Below are 15,587 nucleotides of genomic sequence, written 5' to 3'. Positions count from 1 at the left end.
CAATACCCGTTGAAGAGGCAATCGCTGAGCCGGTGGCCCCGACGAAGCCTGCCAAAGCCGCGAAAACCCCGAAGTAAGCAGCCCCCGTAGGAGCTGCCGCAGGCTGCGATCTTTTGATTTTTATCGATACAGCACCTTCTCCGCCAACTCGTCTGCCACGCGAGCCGGAGAGCGTTTTTCCGCCTGGGCGTGGGCGAAGACTTCGGTGAGCCGCGAGCTGATTTTCGACAGGTGCGCGGTGATGGTCCCCAAGTCTTCGCCACGATGCTTGAGCGAAACATAGATCAATCCGCCGGCATTGATCACGTAGTCGGGCGCATACAGGATGCCCCGCCTTTCCAGCTGGTCGGCGACGTCCAGATGGGTCAGTTGATTGTTCGCCGAACCGGCCACTGCCGAGCAGCGTAGTTGCGTCACGCTGTGGCTGTTCAGCACCCCGCCCAGACCGCACGGCGCGAGAATGTCGCAAGGTGTGCTTAGCAATGCGTCGTTGGCTATCGGGTGCGCGCCAAGTTGCTCCATCGCCAGTTGTACCTTGCCGTGGTCGATGTCGCTGACCAGCAGCTCGGCGCCGGCGGCGTGCAGCTGCTCTGCCAGGGCAAATCCAACGTTGCCCAGGCCTTGGATGGCGACGCGTAGGCCTTCGAGGTTATCGCTGCCCAACCGGGCCATCGCCGTGGCGCGGATGCCGGTAAACACGCCCATCGCCGCGTGAGGCGCGGGGTCGCCGGCCGATGTGGTGCTGGTGACGTGTTGGGTCTGTTGGGCAATGCAATCCATGTCCGCCACCGAGGTGCCACTGTCGATGGCGGTAATGTAGCGCCCGTCGAGTTGATTGATACAACGCCCGAACGCTTCAAACAGTGCAGCGCGATTGGCCACGTGAACGGGGCGAATGATCACCGCCACGCCGCCGCCCTGAGCCAGGCCGGCCAAGGCCGCCTTGTAACTCATGCCTTGGGCAAGGCGCACCGCATCCTCGACTGCAGACTCGTCGCTGGGATAGGCAAGGTAACGGCAACCGCCCAGAGCAGGCCCCAAACGGCTGTTATGAATGGCAATCACCGCCTTCAACCCGGTGGCCGGGTCGACGCTCAGATGCAGCGATTCAAGGCGAGTGCTTTGCATGAGAGCGAACATCGTAAGGCTCCCGAATCACTTCTTGTAGTCGCCAGTATAGGCTTGTGCACAAAAATTGCAGAAGCGCACCGGAATAAGCAAAAGCGCCATGCAAGCTTTAGGAAATAACCGAAACTAGCCCCTGTGCGGTACTGGACGAATGGCAAAGACCGGTCTAAAACGAGGCATAGCCCGGAGATTTTCATGACGCCGCGCCAATCTTTTTTCGCCTGCCTGCAACGATCACCGCCTGCGCTGTTCGAGGCGGCGCTGTGGATCGCCGTCGAACATGACAAGCAGGTTAACCCCGAGGCAGTGTTGGCGCACTTCAAGGAGCTGCAACTGCGGGTCAGTAGCGGCTTGCCGATGTTACCCGTGAGCGAGTTGGCGCAACCGTTGCTCAGGCGCATGGTCGAATTGGGGTTCGCCCAGGATGACTTCGCCCCCTTGCGGCCGCAAGTGGCATTGCTCGATAAGGTCCTGGTGCGTCGCCGCGGGCAGCCATTAGCCTTGGCGATGATAGCCCTGGAACTGGCCAGAGGCCTGGAGATTCCGCTGGTCGGCGTCAATTTCCCGGGGCATTTCCTGCTGCGGGTGCCAGGTGCCGATCATCTGCTCGACCCCTGTGGCGGCCGGCGCCTTTATCCCAACGATTGCCGGGAGCTGCTGCATCGCCAGTATGGCCCGAACATGCAACTCAACGCTGAGCAACTGGTCACGGCCACACCCGCGCAAATGCTTCAACGCCTGTCACGCAACCTGCGCCAGCTACATCTTTCCCACGACGATTACATTGGCGCGTTGATCGACGCCGAACGCGTACTGGAACTGGGCAACGCCAGCGCCTCCGACTACTTGGCCCGGGCCAGCCTGTACCAACGGCTGGACTGCCCGAATGCCGAGCGCTTCGACCTGGAACATGCATTGCTGCTCAGCGACGATCCGATCCAGCGGATTCGCCTGACCGAGCGACTTGGGCATTTGCCTCCTAATTCCATCGTCCACTGAACCCTACAGCACCGCGTTATCGTTCTTCGCGGGCAAGCCTCGCTCCTACGGGTATATGCAAATCAAGGCGTGTCAGGCTGGTTAGCTGGATGCGCCTTGATGAACGCCGGGTGGCTGGCGACCAGCGTCGCTACCCGGCGGATTCGCGGATAAGCCTCAAGGGAAATGTTGAAGCGTTCGGCGGCATACAACTGTGGAATCAAGTACACATCCGCCAACCCGGGCTGCGAACCAAAGCAGTAACCCTCATCACCAATCAGCTGCTCCACGGTCGCCAGCCCCTGGTTGATCCAGTGCGCAATCCACTCAAGAACCTGCGGTTCATCAAAGCCCAACTGGCGCAGCCGATTGAGCACGCTGACATTGTGCAGCGGATGTACATCGCAGCCGATCAGCGCCGCCACGCCACGCTCATGGGCGCGGGCAACGAGATCCTTGGACAGCAGCGGTACCTGTGGATAACGCTCCTCCAGGTACTCGATGATCGCCGGTGACTGAATCAGCAGCTCGCCTTCGTCGGTGCGCAATGCCGGCACGCGGCCTTGCGGATTGATGCCCAGGTACGCTGGCTGGCGATGCTCTCCACCCGGTGGCGCAATCAGGTTGATTGGCAGCGCCTGGTAATCCAGGCCCTTGAGCGCCAACGCGATACGCACCCGATAGGACGACGTTGAGCGGTAGTAGGTATAGAGTTCCATGAACCGATCCCCTTAGCGAGCCGGCAACACTTTGCCGCGGCATTCACCGAAGCCGATGGAGGCAAACCCTTCGCGGCTGCAACGGCCACGCAAAATGATCTCGTCGCCGTCCTCGAGGAATTTACGCACTTCGCCCGAGGCCAGTTCGATCGGCTTCTTACCGCCTTCGGTGATCTCCAGCAAGCTGCCGAACTGGCCGCTTTGAGGACCGGACAAGGTGCCCGAACCGAACAGATCACCGGCCTGCAACTGGCAGCCATTGACGCTGTGATGCGCCACCATTTGCGCCACGGTCCAATACATGTGTTTCGAGTTGCTCAGGGTCAGGCGATGGGCCGGCAGGTTCTGCTCGCGCATGGCTTCGGTGAGCAGCAGGACTTCCAGTTCGATGTCGAATGCGCCAGCGGCTTGATCGCGTTTATCGAACAGGTACGGCAGCGGCTGTGGATCGCCTTCCGGACGTGCCGGCTGGGCAAGACGGAACGGCTCAAGCGCTTCGGCCGTCACGACCCACGGAGAAATGCTAGTGATGAAGCTCTTCGACAGGAATGGCCCCAACGGCTGGTATTCCCAAGCCTGGATGTCACGTGCCGACCAGTCATTGAGCAGGCAGAAACCGGCGATGTGATCAGCGGCGTCACCAATGGCTATGGAGTCGCCCATGTCGTTGCCCTGGCCGATCCAGATGCCCAGTTCCAATTCGTAGTCCAAGCGTGCACAGGGACCGAATGTCGGTTCAGTCTGACCGGCTGGCAGCGTCTGGCCCTTGGGACGGCGCACGTCGGTGCCCGACGGGCGGATGGTCGAGGCGCGGCCGTGATAGCCGATCGGCACATACTTGTAGTTGGGCAGCAACGGGTTGTCCGGGCGGAACAGTTTGCCAACGTTTTGAGCGTGCTCGATGCCGACGTAAAAGTCGGTGTAATCATTGATTTTCGCTGGCAGATGCATCTGGCAATCGGCAGCCAGAGGCAGCAACTTCGCGCCCTGTGCTTCGATCTTGCCGCGCAGGGTGCTGCCCTCCTTGAGCAATTCGATCAAACGCTCACGCAAGGCTACGCGAGCTTCGCGACCCAATTCGAAGAACGCATTCAACTGACCGCCACGGGTGGCTTCGACCGCAGCCTTTGCAGCGCCATCGAACAGGCCGGCATCAAGTGCCGCTTCCAGATCGAAGATATGCTCGCCAATGGCCACGCCACTACGGGGCGCTGCCCCCTTCTCGCTGAACACGCCCAGCGGCAGGTTTTGCAGCGGGAAATCCTCGTGGCCGTTGGCCGAAGCAACCCAGCTGCGAGTAATGGAAGTTTGCGTCATGGGTTATCTCCGGGTCGGGTCGAAAGTGGCTGGGAAGGTAGCCCAGCAGGCATCGTAGTTGTCTTGCAGTTGCGGGCAATCGAGGGCGAACGTGCTCGGGCGCAGCACCTGGCTGGTCTCGAACATGAAGGCCATGGTGTTGTCGATTTTCGAAGGCTTCAGGTCGACGTTGATCGCTTTGGTGCAGGTCTCACCATCTGGCCCATGAGCGCTCATGCAGCTGTGCAGAGAAGCGCCACCGGGCACAAAACCTTCGGCCTTGGCGTCGTATTCGCCCTGGATCAGGCCCATGAATTCATTCATCAGGTTGCGGTGGAACCACGGTGGACGGAAGGTTTTCTCAGCGACCATCCAGCGTGGCGGAAAGATCACGAAATCGAGGTTGGCCAAGCCGTGGACGCTGGTCGGCGAGGTCAGCACCGTGAAGATCGACGGGTCCGGGTGGTCGAAGCTGACCGAGCCGATGGTGTTGAAACGGCGCAGGTCATATTTATAAGGCACGTTGTTACCGTGCCAGGCGACCACGTTCAACGGTGAGTGATCGAGCTCGCAACCCCACAACTGGCCGAGGAACTTCTGCACCAGTGTCGTGGGCTGTTGAAGGTTTTCGTAGCAAGCCACCGGCGTCAGGAAATCACGCGGATTCGCCAGGCCGTTGCTGCCGATCGGCCCCAGATCCGGCAGGCGCAACGGCGCACCGTGGTTCTCGGCGATGTAACCGCGCGCTTGTGGGTCGAGTAGTTCGATGCGCCATTTCAGCCCGCGAGGTAATACCGCAATTTCCAGCGGCTCTACTTCCAGTACGCCCAGTTCGGTGGCGATGCGCAGACGCCCCTGTTGCGGCACCAGCAGCATTTCGCCGTCGGCATTGAAGAATACGCGCTCCATGGAACGGTTGGCGCGGTACTGGTAGATGCTGATCCCCGCCGGTTTATCCGCGCTGGAGTTGGCCGCCATGCTCACCAGGCCATCGATGAAATCGGTTGGCTCGGCGGGAATGTCCAACGCGTTCCAGCGCAGGCGATTGGGGGTCACTTCACCCAATGGGCCGCCGGCCAATTGCCGATCGAGCTTGATAAATGCCGGGTGATTGGCCGAAGGCTGAATCCGGTACATCCACGTCCGCCGTGCTTCGCTGCGTGCCATCGTGAACGCAGTGCCGGAGAACAGTTCGGTGTAGAGGCCGTAAGGCGCTTTTTGCGGGGAGTTCTGGCCAACGGGAAGTGCCCCAGGCAATGCCTCACTGCAAAATTCGTTGCCGAAGCCTGACTGATAGGCCAGCGCTGGCGTCGTTGAATCGGAGTTCATGGAGCCTCCTGAACAGGGAGTCGACAGTGGCCGGTCGCTCTGTTGCAGAGTTCGTGGCACGTCGGGGTTATTTTTATCGTAATTCAATTACGCTTAACGTAATTTGATTGGGATTGACCGTCAAGCTATAAAGACGCCCATTCGTCCCGGGATCACAACGCCTCCATGGAAAAGCCTGACAGCAACGGTAAACAGAAAGTCCGCTCGGCCGAGGTGGGTACTGACATCCTCAAGGCCTTGGCCGAGTTGTCGCCCTCGACTTCACTCTCGCGCCTGGCCGAGCACGTGCAAATGCCAGCGAGCAAGGTTCACCGCTACCTACAGGCGTTGATCGCCAGTGGCTTTGCCGAACAGAATGCGGCGACCAATCATTACGGCCTGGGCCGTGAAGCCTTGCGCGTCGGATTGGCGGCACTCAACAGTATGGACGTGCTGAAAGTCGCCGCCCTACCGTTGGCCGAGTTGCGCGACGACTTGAACGAAACCTGTTTCGTGGCGGTGTGGGGCAATCAGGGAGCGACCGTGGTGCACATCGAACCGGCGGTGCGGGCGGTGACGGTGGTGACACAGTTGGGGTCGGTGTTGCCCTTGCTCAGCTCCTCCACGGGCCTGGTGTTTGGCGCGTACCTGCCCAAGCGTGAAACCGTGGAGTTGCGTGAGCAGGAACTGCTGTCGGCCGGCGCTCACGCCCTCAGCGATGATCAAGTCTATGAAACGCTATGTGGGCAGATCCGAGGCCGCGGCTTGCATCACGTGCACGGTTTACTGATGCCTGGTGTCGATGCATTGTCGGCACCGGTGTTCAACGCCGCCGGGCATGTGGTGGCAGTCATTACCATTGTCGGCCCGACCTCGTTGTTTCATGCCGACGAAAACGGCCCGGCGGCGCAGCGCTTGCTGGCGGCGACACGGGCCGTAAGTTGGCGGATGGGCTATGAACCGCCCACGATCACCGGCTAGCCGGATTACATCAAAATCGTTTGCTCGCTGGAGTCAGGCTCGGCGAGCGACTGCTTTATCAGTTCGCTGACGACGGCCAGGTCCACCGTTTTGCCGGTGCACGCAGAGATTACGCCCATGCAGGTATTAACATTGCCGACCTGCTTGGCAATGGCCTTCTGCGCCATTGAAAAACCTAGCTTTCCGATGCGCATCGTAGCCAGCTCCAACAGGCAATCGAGGTAACTCGAGAACATCTTCTCGTGGTCCCCTTCCATGTACGCCTTCGCCCCCTCAAACACCGCGTTGGTCATCACCACAGCACTCAAGGCGAGTCCGATAGGTGCGAAAGGGAGGCTAAAAACGGTGACTGCCACGATTGCATTATCGTAGATCAGCTTGCTGACAATCTCCCCAAGACTGGTGGTCTTGGCATCCACGTCGTCAACGATCTGAGCCATTGCATCGGTGTAGCAACGGGAGAAATCTCGGACTCGGCTATCGGACTGCAAATGAGGGATGTCCTCGATACTACGCAGCTTCACTTTCTCAAGGTATGCACTGACAACTTTCTGCTGCGTGAACTTGACTCGCTTGCTGTAATAACTGCCAAGTTCTGCCGTTTTCACCGATCTGGCAAACTCGGCCAAGGGTCTGAACGATCGGCAATCCGGCGCATGTGGGGTATACAGCAAATCATCCGCAGCGCCATTGCGCATGAGGCGGAACACATAAATGCCGTCAACCCGGCAGTTCTGAAGATAAAACCTGTAGAGACCCTCGCGTTGAGGAGACTCGGGATCTTCAACATGCGAGATTGGATCAGGTTCCACTTCGCGCGACTGCTCAATGAGCTGTTCAATCTGCTCATATTGCTTGCGTTCAATATGACCACAGAACAGCGCTTCCAACGCTGAACGATGCATTTCATGGCGCCGCAGATCGACGTAGACGTCACGTTTCAAGGCATAGTCCGGGGCATCCTGGTCCAGGTAATCGGCCTTTAACATGGCGAGATACTGCTCACCTGGGCGCAACGTTCTTGACCAGCCTGGCACATATTTGATCAGCAGATCGGAAACGGGTGGATGGCCGGGTGATAGACGAATGGACGGGTAAATTCCGCGGTTATGAGTCGGACCACTTTCTTCGGTAATGTGATGTTCATCGATGATCATCCGGGACAAGGTCATCTCTTTGGAATCATCAAGCCTCACCACAATCAGGTCAGGATCTATGTCGACGGTTTCGCCGTGTTGCGCCAGGACTTCCTCTGCACGCTTCTTGATCAGCTTGCAGGCGAAGTCCTCGTAACTGATCAACGCTGCCTCGCGGCCTGCAAGTTTGGTTAAACCCTTGAGCTCAATGTTCAACCGCGCAAAACATTGTCGCTGGGCGGCGGTGGCCGAGCGATACCCGGCAGGAACGACCGCTTGCATTTCCCCGCGCAACCAATCGACATGCAGCATAACCGCCTGGCGCAATGCACCCTCTGCGCTGTTTGGCCAAGGGCTGCGCTGAATACCGCACCACTGGCTCGGCAGGTCCTGGAGACGTCTCATGTACGCGTCCAGGCTGGCGCGTTCACTGGCCAATGCCTGGCGGCTCAGATAACTGCGCCCTTCGGGTTTTGCGGTCCAATCGAACAAATGGAAATTCAACTGCCTGAAGCTCGCGAACTCATACCAGCTCCTGCCACCCGGAGCCTGCGGTGCATACAGCACACAAAGCCCTTCTTCGCCCTGCGGCCCGCAGCAGACAATCATCCCCTCGAAAGCGCCTTTCGCATCACCGAACGAGAGCGCTCCCATGGAACAACGCTCATCACCTTGCGAGGAGATAGCGACGATCTGCAGGCTCTCGTCACTGATATGGCCCTGCAGCTTCGCGCTGAATGAACTCAGACCTATACGACTACTCAACAGAATTTGTTGCGCTTGAAGCACCGCTTCGTCCGTGTACTTCTTTTCGAATTTTTCCGCATGGAATTTGCGCATGCTCGCGCCGACCATCACCTCCAGAATATCGTCTGCGGTCACGCCGGACGGCAGCGCGTCCCCTTCCAGTTTGATCTCCAGCGCAATGGTGGTGGAGCCGTACAAATCGTTGAGCATGAATTCGGGAAGCGTCAAGCGATTGCTCTGCACAACCTTTTGCTCGCCGACGAAGAAAGTATAGTGAGTGCGGACGAAAATATGGTCCGGGTCCACCACTTCACCGCTGAGTAGTCGAACAACTTCCCGCGCTTGAAACCTGGCGAACGCCTTCAGCGACTTAACTTCTCCAAGCAGTGCATCCAGCGCCTGTTCGCTTTCAGTCAGGGACTGCTCAGCATCAAAGTAGTACTGGCGATCCTCCTCACTTGCACGTTGCAGCCAATCCGGCAGCTGTGGTGTTTTCCTGGAGGGGCGTAAAACTTCTTCTTGAAGCTTGTACGCGGACTCATTGGTTAATCCATTAATTTCCATGCACTGTCCTTTTTGCATACATTATTATGTTGGTCGTTATTGCGCCCCCTATAAACTTGTATAAAAATCAAATTGAAAGACTGAAACTATCGGGGCGACTCCAGACATATAAACACTACAACCATGGAAGCACACCCCGAAACTTGTGTGCATTCATGAACAAACAAAACGCCTTAGAATTCGTACATCAAGTAACAATACCCAATACTTTCGCCTTGGCCACGGCTTGCGTCCTGCGCTCCACACCCAACTTCCCATTGATACGTCGCGCATGGGTCTTGACCGTGTGCAAGGAAATGAACAACAGATCAGCAATCTGTTGATTGGAGTTGCCCTGCGCCACTAACCGCAGCACCTGTATTTCCCGTTGGCTCAAACGGTTTTGCGGTGCACCCGGCGCCTGGTGATCATCGCCTAACCCGGTCAACCCAATGGCTTGCGGCAGTAGCGGCTGGCGCAACTGCAAATCGCACAAGGCCTGTTGCAGGTTGCACCGTTCAACCAATGCCAATCCTTGCGCCAGCGATTGCCGGGCAGCGTCCGGATCGCCCTTGAGCCAGGCGACTTCAGCCACGGCAAGGTGCAATTGCGCTTGCAGTGCCACCATTCCCCGCTGACTGACCCGTTGCAGTTGGGCTTCAAGCCGCTCCAGAGGCGCTTGTGCCCGCCCCAGGTAAACCTCGGCCAGGACCAGCAGATACTCCAGGCTGTCAACCAGCTCCAGCGTTGCCGGTGGAGCCTGGCGTGCACAAGGCCCGCGATAGTGACGCAGCACCCGTATCAGGGCCTCATGAGCCAGTTCCGATCGCCCTTGTTGCAACCAGAATTGGATACTGGTGTGCAGCAAGGCACTGCGATACACCGTTTCGGGAATCCGCCGTTGCTGCATCATCCGCTCGGCGTCACGCAGCAGGTCGAAAGCCTGAGCGTAATCCAGGCGATTGGCCGCCAGTTGCGCCAACCCCAGAAAACCATAAAGCGCTCGTTTGTCCTGGCTGCGCAGACAGATCTGCAGGCCGCTCTCGAAGTAAGTGGCAGCTTGTTGCGCCCGGCCCAGACTCAAGTTCAATCGGCCACGACGCAGGGCGATCCGTCCCAACAAGGGTTCGGCGTTCGCATGCTGCTGGCAAAGCAGGCCGTGCATGTTGGCGAGCAGGTCATCAGCCCTGCAGGACGCGCCCCGCTGCTCGAGCAATTGAGCGTGATCGAGTTCCAGCAACCCTTCGAATACCAGTGAACCTTGCGCCCGGGCCAGGCACAACGCCTCGCGGTTGAGCGCCTGTGCGACGTCGAGTTCGCCCCGCAGCAAGGCCTGTTGCGTCAAGCCGGACAGGCACATCAGCCGAGCAGGCCAGCACTCCAGGTCGAGCTCGCCCAGCGCCTCGAGAAAGTGTGCCCGTGACGCTTCCATGCGCCCCAGCAAATGCAGGAGCCAACCCTGTTGAGCCTGCCAACGGGCGATCAATTGCCTTTGCAGGGTTGCCGACGGCTGGGGCGTGAAGCGTGACAACTGTTCGATGCATTCGGCCGCCTGCTCGAAACGCCCGGCAAACAACAGGGCCGCGGTGATCAGGCCGACCAGTTGCGGCGAGCCGAACAGCAGTTCATCACCGCGTTGCTCGTGCAAACGCAGCAGCAGTACCACGGTCTGTTCTTCGAACAACTGCTCGAAACTGAAATGCTGCAACAGGCTGACCGCAACCTCGAATTCTTGCGCCAGCAAAGCCTGTTCGAACGCGGCCTTCCAGTCCTGTTCAGCGACGAACCACTGACAGGCACGACGATGCCAGAAGCGGGCGGCCGGCCATGGTTCATCGCGCATCAACAGGGCCAGGGGGGCGAAAACCTGCAACCAGTCTGTCGAGTCTTGCCAGGGTTCGATGAAACAGCCCAGCGCCTGCAACACACTCAAGTATTGCGCGCCCTCGCCCGCTCCGAACAGGTGATCGCTGAGCCGGGCGTTGAATCGCGGCAACAGTGCCAGCACCCGCCAAGCCTCGGCAAGTTCCGGTGTCAGGTTGGCGAAGAGCTCATGCTCGAGGTAGTCGTGCAGGGTGTCCGGTCGACCGCAGAGGGTGTCGTGACGCGTCCAGTCGCATTTTTGCAGCAGCGCGATCCGCACCCCGGCGCACCAGCCACCGCTGTGACGCAAAATCCTCTCGGCACCTTTCGCGGCCTGGGCCGGTTCCAGGTGATGCAACAGCTTTTCGATTTCCCCTTGATTGAACGCCAGTGCAGCGCGATCGCCATCGTACAATTCATCATCGAGCAGTAACCGTGGCCAGTTGCACTGCGGACGCCGCCGCCCACTCAGCCACCAGGTGACCATCGGGCTGCTGCTGGCCAACAACCGGTCGAGCAACAGGTCCAGTTCCGGGTCAGGGACACGGCAATAGTCATCGATAAACAACCAGGTGGCTGTCGGTAATCGAGCCAGATATTCCAACAATTCGGACTCATCCGAGGTTTTCAGTCCCAGCGTTCGCGCCAGGCGCTGGCAAAAGCCACCCACACTGATCGCCTCACCCGCCAAGGGCAGCCAGCGCACCTCACAGGTTGCCGGCGCGCTCAACATGCATTCTGCGAGCAGTGCACTCTTGCCACTGCCGGGCGGTGCACAGAGCAATTTCACCCGCGCCGTCGAGGCCAGCAACGGTTCAACCAGGCGCGCGCGATACAAGTGATGGGGAGACAATCGGGGCAGGAGTCCAGGACGGTCCAGACACGTCGTCATGGCAGTCATAGTGGTGCGCCTTTTTTATTTTTGTGGCGCCACCCTAGTCCTCTGTTGAGCGCTTGTTGAAGAAGTATTCAACACACTGATCAAGCCCTATAAAAAAGGTGACCAAAAGGTCACCTTTTTGTGTAACAGCTGTAGGAAATCTACCTCACACCTGTGCTCCGTAGCGCCGCCGGCGTGTAGTCCCCAGCTTTTGCAGCAATGTTGAATTCGAAACTGCGTTTCTCCTCATTCTTCATCCCCAAGGCTATGTAGCGACCGGCGATCAGGTCGTACAGCGCTTCGACCGTGTAGGCCGGGACCTGATGATCGTAGTAGAACTGCGCGTGCCCTTCTGCCACTCGCCAGAGCTGGCCACGACCGTCGTAGTGGTCAGCCAGGGCAACCTGCCAGGTGTCTTCGTCGATGTACATGTGACGCTTGGCGTACACGTGCCGCTCATTGGGCTTGACCGTGGCGACGACCTCCCAGACCCGATGCAGTTCATAACGGGTGAGGTCCTGATTGATGTGCCCGGCCTTGATCACATCCGTGTACTTGAGGTCGGGCGAGTCAAGTTTGTAGCTGTTGTAGGGTATGTACATCTCTTTCTTGCCGATCAGCTTCCAGTCATAACGATCCGGCGCGCCGGAAAACATGTCGAAGTTGTCGGTGGTGCGCAAACCGTCGGAAGAGGTGCCCACACCGTCATAGGCCACTTGCGGCGCCCGTCGAACACGGCGCTGGCCGGCGTTATAGATCCAGGCCTTGCGCGGCTCCTGAACCTGGTCGAGGGTTTCGTGAACCAGCAGCACGTTGCCCGCCAGACGGGCCGGCGCGGTCACTTCCTGCTTGAAATAGTTGAGGACGTTTTCATCGCTGCCTGGCTTGAGGTCACCCAGCAGCGACGGCACCGCCACTTCGTCCTTGAAGCGGATGACCGTGAAATCACCATTGGACTGCGGCGTTGCCTGGGTAATGGTGCGACGCAGGTTACCGCCGTGATAACGGGTGATGTGGTTCCAGATCACCTCGACCCCGTTCTTCGGAATCGGAAAGGCGTAGTAGCGATTGCCGGTGAAGTTGGCCAGGCCGTTGCCATCGTTGGTGGGTGTCACATTCAGTGCGCTGCGTTTGGCCGCTTCATACACTTCCGGTGGCAGCGCTGCCGTGCGATGGCTCGGATAGACCGGGATCCGGTAGGTCTCCGGGTAGCGCTTGAACATCGCGACCTGGCCATCGGACAGCTTGTCCTTGTACTGGTCAACCGTGGCAGCGGTGATGATGAACAAGGGCTTTTCGTTGGCGAACGGATCGGCCAAAAAGCCCTTGCTGTCCACTGCGCCCGCATTTTTAGCAAGGCCGCCGGTCCACGCTGGAATCGATCCAGCGGCATTGCCGGCCTTCTCGGCGCCCAGCGGTGTGAGGCTGGTACCAAGCTTGTTCGCTTCCTCTACCGATACCGCTGCCATCACGTTGGCGGCCAGCAAACTCAAGGCCAGGGCGGAGCCCAATTGCAGAATCATCTTGCGCATCGAATTCATCCTCTTTCAGCCAGGTCAGAAGTTCACGCCAAAGCTCAACGCCACGAAATCGCGGTCTTCGAGCACGTTGTAGTCACCCCCGAAAAAGTCGGTGTAACTGAGGCTTGCGGTATAGGTGTTGCGGTAGTCCGCATCGACGCCGAGGCTGACGGCCTTGGCACCTTCGTTGAACAGCCCGTTGGGGCCGTAGCCGGCGACGTCGTGGGACCACGACAGGTTGGGCCGAAAATTGATCCCGGCGATGACGTTGTTGTAATCGAGGATGGCGCGGGCACGATAACCCCAGGAGGTCGAGGTCACGAAACCATCGGTATCGCCGCCAAAACCGTATTGCCCGTACACCGAGTCGCGGCCGTAGCGCAACTTGCGGCGCGACTCCAGGCCACCGACGTGAACCACCGCGGCTTCACCGACCAGGGTCAGGCGATCCGCGCCTGCGACCTGATCGACGAAGTGCGTCAGGGTGCTCTGGACCTGGGTCACTTCCTTGCGTCGGTAGCCCTTGTTATCGGCCCCAGGCGAGGTCGCAATCGGTGACGCCGCGCCACCGGCGATAGGGTTGAGCATCGCCAGGGTCAGGTCGTTGGTGTTGACCTGCACCGGCGCGTTGGGGCGATAGCTGATCTCGCCGGTCCACGCCGTACCAGTGGGCAAGGTGGTGGAAAAACTCGCGCCATACAGGCGAATGTCTTCTGGGTACTCAAGGTAATACTGGCCGCGACCGAGCATCACGCTTTGCGCCAGGCCCGAACCGCTACCGGGAGCGATACGGTTGGCGGTCGCGACAATTGCCGGAATGCTCGCCAGGGTGGACAGGCCAGCCGTGGTGGTACCGACGTTGGGCGTGCGACTGTGATAGTTCATGAAGTACAGACCGTACTCGGTGTCGTCCCCCAGCCAGCGCAACGCCGTGCCCCACTGCCCGGAATCCCGGGCATCGCGGTCTTGGCCGCGAGGAACGACCACCCCTTCGCGGGTAACCTCGAAGCCCTGGCCAAAGGCGGCGGCAATCGGCTGCAATGGCGCAATCGCCGGGCTGGCCACGGTGTAGCCCTTGTTGCAACCATCGGCCACCACGTCGACGCCGAAGAAGGTGCCGCAGTTATCGACGACGGTCTGGTCCCACTCCAGTTGATAGAAGCCTTCCACCGTCAACTTGTCGGTCAGGCCTTGGGAGGCGAACAGCATGTTGACCGGAATCAGGCCCTCCTTGATCTCGGCACCGGGACGGCGAAAAGCGGACACGTCGACCGGGTTGATGCTGTTGATCGAGTTGCCGATGAAGGTGCTTTCGCCCCAACTGACCACCTGCTTACCGGCGCGCACCGTTCCTGGCAAGTCGGCGATGGAGTAGTTGTGATAGACGAAGGCATCGAGGATTTGCCCACCGGACGATTTGGAACCTTCCTTACGATTGTGATCGCTGATCGGCTTGAACGGCCGGTCTTCGTCCTTCAATTCGAAGTCGTACCAGTACTTACCCCGGACGAACACGCCGGTGTCGCCGTATTTAAGTTCGAGGTCGTGAATGCCCTTGAAGATCTTCGAGAAGGTTTCACCCTTCTTGAAATTCTGTCGCCCGTCGTCACCGGTCGACGCCTGCCCGCTGCCACCGTTGACGATACCGACCAGGGCATCATCGGCATCGCGCATGCCCCAGCTCGCACCGACCGACAGCGAAGAGTCGAACGTGCCCTCGATTTCGCCAATGTTGAATGACAGAGCCTGCGCCTGGGCACAGCACCCCAAGGCCACCGCAGCGGCCAGCGCCTGCGGAGTGAAGATGGCGCGCATTGTTGTTTTTGTCATGCGTCTTCCCCGGTGAGTGACAGAAGGCCACACCCTAATGCCGCACGCCGGGAGCGATAAGCGCACCAAGGAGGTATTCGTGGTGTCGCTCGAAAGGATGACTGGTTGCATGGCACGGGGGATCAGGCGGGGGCATAGATGCACTGGATGTGGCGGCATCAATTGAAAATATGGTCTAGGCTGCTGCCAGGCAGGACTGTTGCGCCAGCGGTAACGGTGCATCTCCCTGATCGCTATTTTTCCCTTGCCGGCAAAGACTTATCCTTGCCCTGCGCTTTGGGGACAACAGCCGCAAAGCGCGAAGCAACGGAAGGTGTTCCCCTCCCGCCGTTCGCGACAGATTTCAGATGATTTGAACGTATCGAGTCATCACCCCGTGTACATCGACGTTGATTTGTAGCTCCTGGATCCAACGTCTTCTTTGGCCGCTGCGTTTGCAGCGGCCTTTTTTATTTTCGGGCTTTTTTCCCCTGTAGGAGCGAGCATGCTCGCGATGAATTCAAAGACGCCGCTGGGTGTCAGACTTCCAGCGTCATCGTTGAGGACCATCGCGAGCATGCCCGCTCCTACCGGGATATAAACGATCTCAACGGATCGGCGTTCTTGTTTTCTATGTTTCCCAAGCTTGAGTAAAGAACCTTTTTATGGGTGGCGGTTT

Annotated in this window: 11 protein-coding genes; 2 read left to right on the top strand and 9 right to left on the bottom strand. The window is 59.0% G+C overall.

What is annotated here, in order from left to right; genetic code table 11:
* Nucleotides 1-120: 120 nt before the first annotated feature.
* Nucleotides 121-1,140 carry a Glu/Leu/Phe/Val dehydrogenase dimerization domain-containing protein gene (locus PG5_RS08495; protein WP_020796694.1) on the bottom strand — a complete coding sequence of 340 codons (1,020 nt, stop codon included), beginning with the start codon at nt 1,138-1,140 and terminating at the stop codon, nt 121-123.
* 183 nt (nt 1,141-1,323) lie between these two features.
* Between PG5_RS08495 and PG5_RS08490 the strand changes: the two genes are divergently transcribed.
* Nucleotides 1,324-2,127, top strand: a complete 804-nt coding sequence (locus PG5_RS08490; protein ID WP_020796693.1) for a SirB1 family protein — start codon at nt 1,324-1,326, stop codon at nt 2,125-2,127.
* Nucleotides 2,128-2,189: 62 nt separating this feature from the next.
* Here the strand turns inward: PG5_RS08490 and maiA are convergent, their stop codons facing one another.
* Genes maiA through hmgA form a run of 3 tightly spaced genes read right to left on the bottom strand, consistent with a single transcriptional unit; the run spans nt 2,190 to nt 5,450 of the window.
* Complete coding sequence (maiA, locus tag PG5_RS08485; protein ID WP_020796692.1) at nt 2,190-2,825, bottom strand: maleylacetoacetate isomerase; 636 nt, start codon at nt 2,823-2,825, stop codon at nt 2,190-2,192.
* Between the two features lie 12 nt (nt 2,826-2,837).
* Complete coding sequence (gene fahA / locus PG5_RS08480; protein WP_020796691.1) at nt 2,838-4,142, bottom strand: fumarylacetoacetase; 1,305 nt, start codon at nt 4,140-4,142, stop codon at nt 2,838-2,840.
* 3 nt (nt 4,143-4,145) lie between these two features.
* Complete coding sequence (gene hmgA / locus PG5_RS08475; RefSeq protein ID WP_020796690.1) at nt 4,146-5,450, bottom strand: homogentisate 1,2-dioxygenase; 1,305 nt, start codon at nt 5,448-5,450, stop codon at nt 4,146-4,148.
* Nucleotides 5,451-5,615: 165 nt separating this feature from the next.
* Between hmgA and PG5_RS08470 the strand changes: the two genes are divergently transcribed.
* Complete coding sequence (locus tag PG5_RS08470; protein WP_020796689.1) at nt 5,616-6,410, top strand: IclR family transcriptional regulator; 795 nt, start codon at nt 5,616-5,618, stop codon at nt 6,408-6,410.
* A gap of 5 nt (nt 6,411-6,415) precedes the next feature.
* On the opposite strand, the gene PG5_RS08465 is transcribed toward PG5_RS08470, so the two are convergent.
* The 5 genes from PG5_RS08465 to PG5_RS08445 form a co-directional block, all read right to left on the bottom strand.
* Nucleotides 6,416-8,857: a dermonecrotic toxin domain-containing protein gene (locus tag PG5_RS08465; RefSeq protein ID WP_020796688.1), complete on the bottom strand. Its 2,442-nt coding sequence runs from the start codon at nt 8,855-8,857 to the stop codon at nt 6,416-6,418.
* A 187-nt stretch (nt 8,858-9,044) separates the two neighbouring features.
* A complete protein-coding gene (locus PG5_RS08460) occupies nt 9,045-11,600 on the bottom strand; it encodes a LuxR C-terminal-related transcriptional regulator (RefSeq protein WP_042955298.1) in 2,556 nt (851 codons plus the stop codon).
* Nucleotides 11,601-11,740: 140 nt separating this feature from the next.
* Complete coding sequence (locus tag PG5_RS08455) at nt 11,741-13,111, bottom strand: DUF1329 domain-containing protein (protein ID WP_020796686.1); 1,371 nt, start codon at nt 13,109-13,111, stop codon at nt 11,741-11,743.
* Between the two features lie 24 nt (nt 13,112-13,135).
* The gene (locus PG5_RS08450) at nt 13,136-14,929 is read right to left on the bottom strand and encodes a DUF1302 domain-containing protein (RefSeq protein ID WP_020796685.1); all 1,794 of its coding nucleotides are present in this window, start codon (nt 14,927-14,929) and stop codon (nt 13,136-13,138) included.
* A gap of 369 nt (nt 14,930-15,298) precedes the next feature.
* Nucleotides 15,299-15,487, bottom strand: a complete 189-nt coding sequence (locus PG5_RS08445) for a hypothetical protein (protein ID WP_020796684.1) — start codon at nt 15,485-15,487, stop codon at nt 15,299-15,301.
* Nucleotides 15,488-15,587: the final 100 nt, after the last annotated feature.

Origin of the sequence: Pseudomonas sp. G5(2012) (assembly GCF_000408945.1) — a bacterium.
Classification (GTDB): domain Bacteria; phylum Pseudomonadota; class Gammaproteobacteria; order Pseudomonadales; family Pseudomonadaceae; genus Aquipseudomonas; species Aquipseudomonas umsongensis.
This window is presented reverse-complemented; position numbering and strand designations above follow the sequence as displayed.

Excerpts from the sequence above, each read along its gene's own strand:
- PG5_RS08455 (WP_020796686.1), bottom strand. The coding sequence starts at position 13,111 with ATGCGCAAGATGATTCTGCAATTGGGCTCCGCCCTGGCCTTGAGTTTG.
- PG5_RS08460 (WP_042955298.1), bottom strand. The coding sequence starts at position 11,600 with ATGACTGCCATGACGACGTGTCTGGACCGTCCTGGACTCCTGCCCCGA.
- PG5_RS08490 (WP_020796693.1), top strand. The coding sequence starts at position 1,324 with ATGACGCCGCGCCAATCTTTTTTCGCCTGCCTGCAACGATCACCGCCT.
- fahA (WP_020796691.1), bottom strand. The coding sequence starts at position 4,142 with ATGACGCAAACTTCCATTACTCGCAGCTGGGTTGCTTCGGCCAACGGC.
- maiA (WP_020796692.1), bottom strand. The coding sequence starts at position 2,825 with ATGGAACTCTATACCTACTACCGCTCAACGTCGTCCTATCGGGTGCGT.
- PG5_RS08470 (WP_020796689.1), top strand. The coding sequence starts at position 5,616 with ATGGAAAAGCCTGACAGCAACGGTAAACAGAAAGTCCGCTCGGCCGAG.
- PG5_RS08465 (WP_020796688.1), bottom strand. The coding sequence starts at position 8,857 with ATGGAAATTAATGGATTAACCAATGAGTCCGCGTACAAGCTTCAAGAA.
- PG5_RS08450 (WP_020796685.1), bottom strand. The coding sequence starts at position 14,929 with ATGACAAAAACAACAATGCGCGCCATCTTCACTCCGCAGGCGCTGGCC.
- PG5_RS08495 (WP_020796694.1), bottom strand. The coding sequence starts at position 1,140 with ATGTTCGCTCTCATGCAAAGCACTCGCCTTGAATCGCTGCATCTGAGC.
- PG5_RS08445 (WP_020796684.1), bottom strand. The coding sequence starts at position 15,487 with ATGCTCGCGATGGTCCTCAACGATGACGCTGGAAGTCTGACACCCAGC.
- hmgA (WP_020796690.1), bottom strand. The coding sequence starts at position 5,450 with ATGAACTCCGATTCAACGACGCCAGCGCTGGCCTATCAGTCAGGCTTC.